At 41.2% G+C, this 7,725-nt stretch carries 10 protein-coding genes; 2 read left to right on the forward strand and 8 right to left on the reverse strand.

All coding sequences use genetic code 11. The features are described from left to right. Window positions 1-378 precede the first annotated feature (378 nt). Entirely contained in the window at window positions 379-1,686 is a 1,308-nt protein-coding gene (locus tag AB4496_RS11630) for a YfaP family protein (RefSeq protein WP_229648405.1), read from the reverse strand. Window positions 1,687-1,689: 3 nt separating this feature from the next. Further along, complete coding sequence (locus AB4496_RS11635; protein ID WP_102258348.1) at window positions 1,690-2,232, reverse strand: hypothetical protein; 543 nt, start codon at window positions 2,230-2,232, stop codon at window positions 1,690-1,692. Between the two features lie 471 nt (window positions 2,233-2,703). Here AB4496_RS11635 and AB4496_RS11640 point away from each other — a divergent pair, with 471 nt between their 5' ends. After that, window positions 2,704-2,940, forward strand: coding sequence for a TA system antitoxin ParD family protein (locus AB4496_RS11640; protein ID WP_017100443.1), 237 nt, complete (start codon window positions 2,704-2,706; stop codon window positions 2,938-2,940). Continuing rightward, window positions 2,912-3,214: a type II toxin-antitoxin system RelE/ParE family toxin gene (locus AB4496_RS11645; RefSeq protein ID WP_017100444.1), complete on the forward strand. Its 303-nt coding sequence runs from the start codon at window positions 2,912-2,914 to the stop codon at window positions 3,212-3,214. Before AB4496_RS11640 ends, AB4496_RS11645 begins: the two co-directional genes overlap by 29 nt. A 354-nt stretch (window positions 3,215-3,568) precedes the next feature. Here AB4496_RS11645 and AB4496_RS11650 read toward each other — a convergent pair whose 3' ends face one another. The 6 genes from AB4496_RS11650 to AB4496_RS11675 form a co-directional block, all read right to left on the reverse strand. Continuing rightward, on the reverse strand, window positions 3,569-3,985 hold the full coding sequence (locus tag AB4496_RS11650; protein ID WP_017102639.1) for a GFA family protein: 417 nt from the start codon (window positions 3,983-3,985) through the stop codon (window positions 3,569-3,571). A gap of 130 nt (window positions 3,986-4,115) precedes the next feature. Then, window positions 4,116-4,754 (reverse strand): LysE family translocator, encoded by a 639-nt coding sequence (locus tag AB4496_RS11655; protein ID WP_017102638.1) that lies wholly within the window; start codon window positions 4,752-4,754, stop codon window positions 4,116-4,118. Further along, a complete protein-coding gene (locus AB4496_RS11660; RefSeq protein WP_017102637.1) occupies window positions 4,751-6,076 on the reverse strand; it encodes a hypothetical protein in 1,326 nt (441 codons plus the stop codon). The genes AB4496_RS11655 and AB4496_RS11660 overlap by 4 nt, the downstream gene beginning before the upstream one ends. A 16-nt stretch (window positions 6,077-6,092) precedes the next feature. Continuing rightward, on the reverse strand, window positions 6,093-6,329 hold the full coding sequence (locus AB4496_RS11665) for a phytanoyl-CoA dioxygenase family protein (RefSeq protein ID WP_240798339.1): 237 nt from the start codon (window positions 6,327-6,329) through the stop codon (window positions 6,093-6,095). Then, window positions 6,271-6,999: a phytanoyl-CoA dioxygenase family protein gene (locus AB4496_RS11670; protein WP_346762973.1), complete on the reverse strand. Its 729-nt coding sequence runs from the start codon at window positions 6,997-6,999 to the stop codon at window positions 6,271-6,273. The genes AB4496_RS11665 and AB4496_RS11670 overlap by 59 nt, the downstream gene beginning before the upstream one ends. Window positions 7,000-7,321: 322 nt before the next feature. Then, window positions 7,322-7,725, reverse strand: a 404-nt coding sequence (locus AB4496_RS11675; protein WP_372131012.1) for a tyrosine-type recombinase/integrase, incomplete at its 5' end; no start/stop codon positions are given.

Here is a 7,725-nt window from a genome sequence, read left to right on the forward strand (position 1 = left end):
CAAGTATTATTGGGATTTGTATTACACATACTATAACCAAAAACATTGAAAGTTATTGGTTAATCAATTTAGTCAGCTTTGGCTCTCTTTGTTATCAGCTCTTATCGACAAAGCTAATTGCTTGCAGTTACAAAATATATCATTGGAACTCGCCTTGAGTCGCGACGACGAGTAAAACTTCAGGTCTATGAAGCCTCTGGACATTTCCGAGTTACGTTCAGATTGGCGACTAAGTCGTTCGGACAAAATTTACTACTCCGAATCATACAATGTATCGGAAATTGGTAGACCAAACGCAATGCCCTACTAAAACATCAAATGATGTTTTAGTAGGGCTATCAGATTATATTACTATAGGTAAACGGCCCTTTAAGGTTACTAGAAAGCCCCTATTTCAATGCCACCACTGTCGTTTTCAGAAACCACAACATTCATCATGTGTAATGGGTTGGCATTCTCTGATGAACCTTGAGCTTCCCCAAGTGTAACTGACTTAGTTAGAACATCCGAAATACTACCTGTCGATATTTGAACAGTTGCAATTCGACCTTCTGCACGAGCGTAGTTATTCACACCGATACTATATACCCCGAGTTCGAGGCTGTCTCTGTCACAAGTGGCGAAGTAATGCTCTGGCCCATAGCCGCTGGTGTTATCAACATCTAACTCACCAACGTTACCTACCCTATTTTGGTAGTACACCTGCATCCCATTGGGTTCAAACGTATGCAAATCAACATCACCTAGACCATTCCAACTGAGTGTTGCTGTGAACGACCCTGTAGAAGCGATTGCTTCAGGAGTTTGTAATGACGCCAGCTCCGATTGGAGATCGTTTCTTATCATTCCAGCTGGTTGTAAAGAAGTATTTAAATAGGTTTGTATGAGAGTGTGACCAGATGGATCAACCTCTAAATGGCTGACTGGTATCGAGACATTTGTATCGGGCACTGTCCCTACAGCTCTTAAACCATTTATCACCAAATCGAGATCGGCTAGTGTATAAGGTCCATTCAGTTGTGGTGAAGCTGGTGCAATGTGGACTACCCCAAGATTAGATTCATCTAGGTTATCCAATTCCAATGCTGCGTTGTAGGCATTATTAGCAAAAAGATTACCTTGGGAGTGGGCGATAAACAGCATTTTTGCGCCCTGTGTGCCTAACGTCTGAATCCTCGTGTTATGACGAGCGTAATCGCTTGCTGTTGGCGGTGAAGAAAACAAATGACTAACAAGTGCAACTGTTTGGGATGATGCCCAGTCGTAAAGCTCAGTAAGTAGCCCCAACACCAAGTCACTAGGGGCGCTGACAATATTGTAGACTTTATCTAAGAAACCATCAGCTCCACCACCAGTAATTGCTGACCAAAAGATATCAAATCTACCGCCGAGATCGGGGTCTATTTCTTCCGCTCGCTGAATAAATACTTCTGCTATATCTTGAAACGCTGATGCACTAACCGATGAACCAGTTACGTTATAAAAAGTCTCGTATGCTACAGGCTCTGAATTGTACTCATTTCCAATTTGCTTTTGGAATTCAAATGTCGCTAATTTCGCTTCATTTTTTGTATTCCACACTCCATTAAAAAAGCCAACGACATACCCTGGTACTTCACAAACTGTTGCAGAACTTACATTGAAAGAGATTGACGCAGCTAAAGCGGTTATAATAATTTTTTTCATACATCATTCCACGCAATCGATATTAGATGGTAGGCGCGTCACAGTGCCATCAAGAGCTTCATTGAACGCTGAATATGCCGCTGCGCGCTCACGAGTGTTTGCTGTGTAATGTTCTATCGCTTTTAGAATTTGATGTGCATCGGCAGGGTTATCAAAAGCTAAACTCAAGCAACCGATAGCTACAGTAGACTCTTCATCAACTTGGAGGACTGCATCGATATCAGAATGATCAACAAGGACAGCTTCTTGGGTAGTTCTGGCAATACTCTTAACTTGTGTCTTTTGACTTGCTGATAAGTTAGCCGCTTCAATATATGCCAATATATCGTCTCGAATGGCTTCGTTATTGGTGACTGAACCTGTAAGCGAATCACTAGTGTCTAAGTCTGGGTACGTTCCTGACGAAACTAACTGACTTAAAGCATCTGTAGGTGAATTGATTGGTGTTGCTGCATTTACATCATCGGCACTATCAGAGTCACCACCACATGCCGTTAGCAACATGATGGCACATATTGGTAAAGCTTCCCTTATTTTCAACTTCATTGTCTACTCCTTGATCATAAATGTTAAGTTACTAAAATATAAGAGATTAACGCCAAGTGCAACGAGTCCCATACCACCCTTGAGCCGACCAAGTTGCCGCTATAGAGACTGGCGTTACATTAATATACCTAGGTCCGTTACACTTATATCAATACAGTAGATGTGGTTTGCATAAGGAAAAGTAAGCCAAATCACAGGTTTCTGAAATGAGTAATCAATCGGTCGTAACTTCTAATGGGGCATTTTCGAGTTTCATGGCACACCTTTGGACAGAAGCTTTTTCTAATTTAGTAAATGATGCATTATCTCCGGTATGGAGGAGCCATCAGAAGAGCACGACCTTAGAGGTTAAGTTCATTGTCACTTATGAGAAGTGAAAAAGCCCACTAGCAGGGCTTTTGTTGCAAGTTGCCACATATGATGCAATGCGCTACAATTGACATCAACAAACAAATGACCAAGGTAATACATATGGCTACTACAAGCGTTAGACTTGATGAGAGCCTAGTAGATAGAGCTGCAACCATTGGAACAGCTTTAAATCGAACGACCCCCAAGCAAATTGAGCATTGGGCGAAAATAGGCAAGATCATGGAGGATAACCCTGACTTAACCTACGAGTTCGTACTGCAGGCAATCATCGCTAAAGCCGAATTAGAGCACGGGAATACGACCTCTTATGAATTTAGCGAAAGTAACAAAGATTGAGCAAACTACGACATTTGCCAAGACAGTAAAAAAGCTACACAAAAACCAAAAACAAGATCTAGATAAAGCAGTGAAAGAGGTTATAGAAAACCCTTTTATTGGCGTGATGAAGAAAGGCGATTTGTCTTTTCTTAGGGTGCACAAGTTTAAGATGAACAAGCAGCTCACCTTGCTTGGGTACAACTACGATGAATACGGGACGTTAGTCCTGACCTTAATGGCGTTGGGCAGTCATGAAAACTTTTATCGCGATGCATCCAGAACATTTAGATAACCAAAGCCTCGCCAAGCGCGAGGCTTTTTTATACCCCTCAAACACCTACAAACTGATTGAAAAAGAACTTAAGGTAGCTAACGCTGAAAGAAAGGTGGAATCTACCCCCGTGAAACATCACGGGGATTAACAGTATGAGAAGAGTGGATAAGTTTTAATATGGTAAAAACCCATGAACAGGGTGTGAATGAGTAAAAGGTCTAGCCAATAATGGGGCACTTTCGAGTTAGAAAGTGCCACAGATAAAGATTCAACCTATGAAAGTTCTGGCCAAAAGTAAGTTAATGCAATGAAACTCCCTAAACCTCAATAGATTAGAACAAGTATTTTAATATCTTAAACACTTGCTCACCGCTACCCCGGCTGCTCAGGGAAAACCTTTACATTAGTTGGTATTTGGTACCAATCTAGTTTTTCACTAACCCAAACATGTGCTTGAGGTTCGAAAATATCAGCTGCCGACATATCAGTTGGTTTTAACTTTAATTTAACCGTTTGCGGTGCATCTGGATTGAAATGGTAAATTCTGTTTCCACAATTTGGACAGAACATCGCGCAATTACGATTGCCACTATCAGCTAAACGTTCCCAAGTTTTCAGTTGACCAGAAAACTCTATTTTCTCGGCATCGACAACTGCTGTAATGCTAAATGGGCTGGTAGACAGTTTTTGGCACTCTGTACAGTGACAAGCAAAGACCATTAGTGGTTTTTCATACAAGTCATAGGTCACTTGCCCGCACTGACATGCTCCTATAAGTGGATATTCCATTTATCACTCCTCCTCACAACATGAGTGGCAGCTAACTCCGAATTAAGTAACGAGTAACACTACCGTCTAACCTAAGTCATTACATCGTAAATCAACTTGAATTAAAAATCCGAGAAGTGTGTCCCTTCCCCTAATTGTACGAGGAGTTTACCAAGGCCATAACACCTAACAGTATAAAAATACTACCAGACCACCTTGAGAAAAAATCAACCCAGTTACTTCTTGCTTGAAACTTTTTCTGTAGATGACTCGCCATCAAAACACTTAACAGATCAGCACTACTAAACAATAAATTCGTAACAACTCCCAAAATAAGCAGTTGGAGCCAAACAGCAACACTTCCTGCTTCATTCACAAACTGTGGGAGAAAAGCAAGATAGAAAATTGCGGCTTTAGGGTTCAGAATATCTACAATGACACTATCAATAAACGTTCTTTTAGGAGAGGTAAGATTGCTTTCACAAGAAGTAATACGTAATTTTTTTGATAGATAGATACGTTGGAAACCCAACCAAACAAGATAGAGAGCTCCTAGCTTTTGAATGGCAGAATAGAGAGAAGGATTAGCTAAAAGCACAGAAGACAAACCTAATACAGCTAAAATTACATGAAAATAACCTCCTATATGAAGGCCAAAAGCTGCCATAATTCCTACTTTCTTCCCTCCTGACACAGCTTGAGCAATACTGTAAAGCATTGCAGGACCGGGCATAAACGCATATAGCAACGTAACAAATAAGTAAGTAAACAGTTCTGTAATTGAAATCATTGTCCACCCTCCAAGCTATATTTAAAGCCAGAAAATGTTGAGGCTAACTCACTTACTACATTACGCGCCTCCTTCAAATTGTAATTACCTTGTAGAACGCCTGCGATTACCTCAGCTAAAACAACTATTTGACTTTGTGTAACCCCTAATCGAGTAATTTCTGTTGCACCAAAACGTATCCCAGATAACAACTCTCTATCTTCAGGAAGTGGGACTGCATTAGCAAAAACCCCAACATCAGCTAGACGGTAGCATGCTAAACGCGCACCTTCTTCTCGAGTCCATTTCACAACAACTTGATGAGTTTCAGTAAAGCCTTCATCAGAACAGAGCACCTCCAACCCGTGCGCCTGTAAATTACTAGCAAGTTGCCTAGCATTAAGTATCCCTTGAGCCATATATTCAAGGCCATATTCCTTTAATTCTAAGCATGAGACCGTCAGGGCAGCAATTCGATTAAGTTGATGTGAACCAGTTAGCTTTGGGAATATAGTCGTGCTAATCGGAGAAGAAAACTTTTCCGAATTCCAACAAATTACTCCTCCCTGAGGACCACTAAACGTCTTTCCTGTCGATGCAGTGTAGATATCAGCTCCCAAAGACAGAGGGTTTGGATAAACTCCACCAGCAATCAACCCTGCTTGATGTGAGCCATCAAAAAGTAACATCCCTCCCCAACGAGAAATAATGTCTTTTATCTCTTTTACAGGAAAGGGAAAAAGGTTGAGACCTGCCCCTAAACTCACTAATTTCGGGTGTCTAAACTTAGCCATGTATTCAAAGGCGTTTAAGTCAATTTCGAGGGTATTCGGATCCACAGGAAGATCTGAAATGGAATAGTTCAAGATCCCCGGGGGGCCTAAACTATGGTTACTTGAGTTACCACCATAAAATGTATTGAGGGTGGACATATCTGATACGTTGAAATGGTTTTTGAGAACTGCATAGACAACCGTATTAGCATGAAGCCCTCCTAAAAGCCTAGGGTCTGCATGATTGCATTCAAATAATTCCTTAAGTAATACTATGCAAAGTGCTTCTATTTCATCAGCTTGATCAAGCCCCGTAAAAAAGCGGTTATTTCGCCCAATAGAACCGCCTGAGGCTCTAGACCCCAAGTCACAACTTAGTAGTCCCCGAGCTTGTAAACTCATAGGGCCTTCTGCTGCCACAAGGTTTATTCCTGTCTTCACTCTCACAGTCTCGTGTCGCTCTATTAAAGCTCTTAATTTTTGATAGAGCTCTTTAGAAGTCGAACACCCAAGTAAGGCAGAAGCATCATTCAGAATATTCATGTCATGCATTTGTTTGCTGATAATCACTTTCTAACCTCCCTTCTCACGTATAACTGTTACGTGTGTTAGACAGATCCTTACCACAGAGCAGTAAGCTCGAATGTCTTGTGATATCTATGTTTGAGCCATCAATAAAGTCGCCCAAGTGTCGAAATGGATAAATTTCCGTATCCGTTGCCGTTACTCTAAAATTAATGCCAAACCGGTCATTATAAGATGTATTAGGAAGAGAACCATGCATGGTTCTTTCCGTGAAAATAACAAATTCCCCTTTTTTCATAGGGATCGTCACTATATCTTCTTGGCTCTCGTCTACACCCAATGTTTTTTTTTGCAGGTAATTTTGCAAGTTCAGCTCGAACATAGGCTTTAACATCCTCGAATGATTTCCCACTAATTTGATAATTTTCAAAAAGCCCACTGGTATCAACGTCCAATACTAGTGTGTAATTGTTCGCCCTTTCGACAACATCTTCGATTGTTTTACAGTCAATAAATGGATCATGCCAAAACTCAGATTCTGTCATTGGAACCATGGTTTTAGGATATTGTTTTTTATGTGAACCACGAATGAAACGCAACGGAGCGCAATCAAGCTCAACATCAGTAAGGGCGACCCAAACAGTTAAATTCCACCAACGATCCCGCCTTTCATGTTTAGGCCTTAAACTAGGCTTATTATTGCCAATTTCTTCACCATCGAAATCTCCCCACTCTTGGTGCCAACCTGTACCGTTTTCTCCAGATTTCTTGTGAAAAATTTTTGAGCGCCAAAGAGCTAAATCGTCTCCAATCAGAGACTGTAGCTTTGGGATCAAAGCTGAATCTGTGAGCAACTCTTTAATTTTCGTCGATACTAAATGCCAATCCCTGACAGAATAACGACCATACAGGGGATGCGGCTCTGGGCTTTGAGCTATCTCCCTAACTTCCGTTAAAACATCTTGAATTAATTCGACATTTGCGAACCTCGGTAATGGTCCTAAATAACCATCCTCGGCGAAAAGACCTTATTTGCTCTCTCGTCAATCCTTTACTCTTGTCCATTGATTAGCTGCCTACCCTATGATGTTAAACAAAGAGCGTCGAACCTATCAGTCTTTATCGAATGGCCTAAAATTAATAATTAATAATTAATATTTAGAGAAAAGCGTTAGTTCTCGCGTACACTTATTCACAGAACTCCAAGTGTGACTCCCCAAAACACAAACTTTACCAAAAAACCTAATCTTAAAATTTGATGTACTTATGTTATTCCGACAGATATTTTAATCACCATTCCCAAAAATCCACTTCATATCTAAACCGTTCAACCTCCTTCTCGGTCAGTTCCGGTATTACTTTGATAGGTCTTCCTCTGCGTTTAGGGGGAGATTTCGTCGGCTTAGATTTGGAGGCTCTCACTTTTCGAGTTTTAGGGTTATTCACAAGCTGGCCTGATAATATTCCACTAATAACTTCCCCTATCGCCTCAGCAGATTGCGATACTTGCACATCATCCACGTGAGCATAACGAAGCGTGGATGAAATACGCGTGTGACCCGACAGTTTCGACACCATCGGAATAGGGAACCCCTCTAACACCGCATAACTGGCAAAGGTATGACGCAAATCGTGAATGCGAACATCCTCGATATGGGCTAAGGCTCGCACCTGTTGCCAGACCATACTAACCT

This window comes from Vibrio sp. 10N.222.46.A1 (genome assembly GCF_041473595.1).
Classification (GTDB): Bacteria; Pseudomonadota; Gammaproteobacteria; order Enterobacterales; family Vibrionaceae; genus Vibrio; species Vibrio tasmaniensis_A.

What these genes read in the sequence shown, in the direction of transcription:
- AB4496_RS11630 (WP_229648405.1), bottom strand. Translation starts at nt 1,686, where the DNA reads ATGAAAAAAATTATTATAACCGCTTTAGCTGCGTCAATCTCTTTCAAT.
- AB4496_RS11635 (WP_102258348.1), bottom strand. Translation starts at nt 2,232, where the DNA reads ATGAAGTTGAAAATAAGGGAAGCTTTACCAATATGTGCCATCATGTTG.
- AB4496_RS11640 (WP_017100443.1), top strand. Translation starts at nt 2,704, where the DNA reads ATGGCTACTACAAGCGTTAGACTTGATGAGAGCCTAGTAGATAGAGCT.
- AB4496_RS11645 (WP_017100444.1), top strand. Translation starts at nt 2,912, where the DNA reads ATGAATTTAGCGAAAGTAACAAAGATTGAGCAAACTACGACATTTGCC.
- AB4496_RS11650 (WP_017102639.1), bottom strand. Translation starts at nt 3,985, where the DNA reads ATGGAATATCCACTTATAGGAGCATGTCAGTGCGGGCAAGTGACCTAT.
- AB4496_RS11655 (WP_017102638.1), bottom strand. Translation starts at nt 4,754, where the DNA reads ATGATTTCAATTACAGAACTGTTTACTTACTTATTTGTTACGTTGCTA.
- AB4496_RS11665 (WP_240798339.1), bottom strand. Translation starts at nt 6,329, where the DNA reads ATGAAAAAAGGGGAATTTGTTATTTTCACGGAAAGAACCATGCATGGT.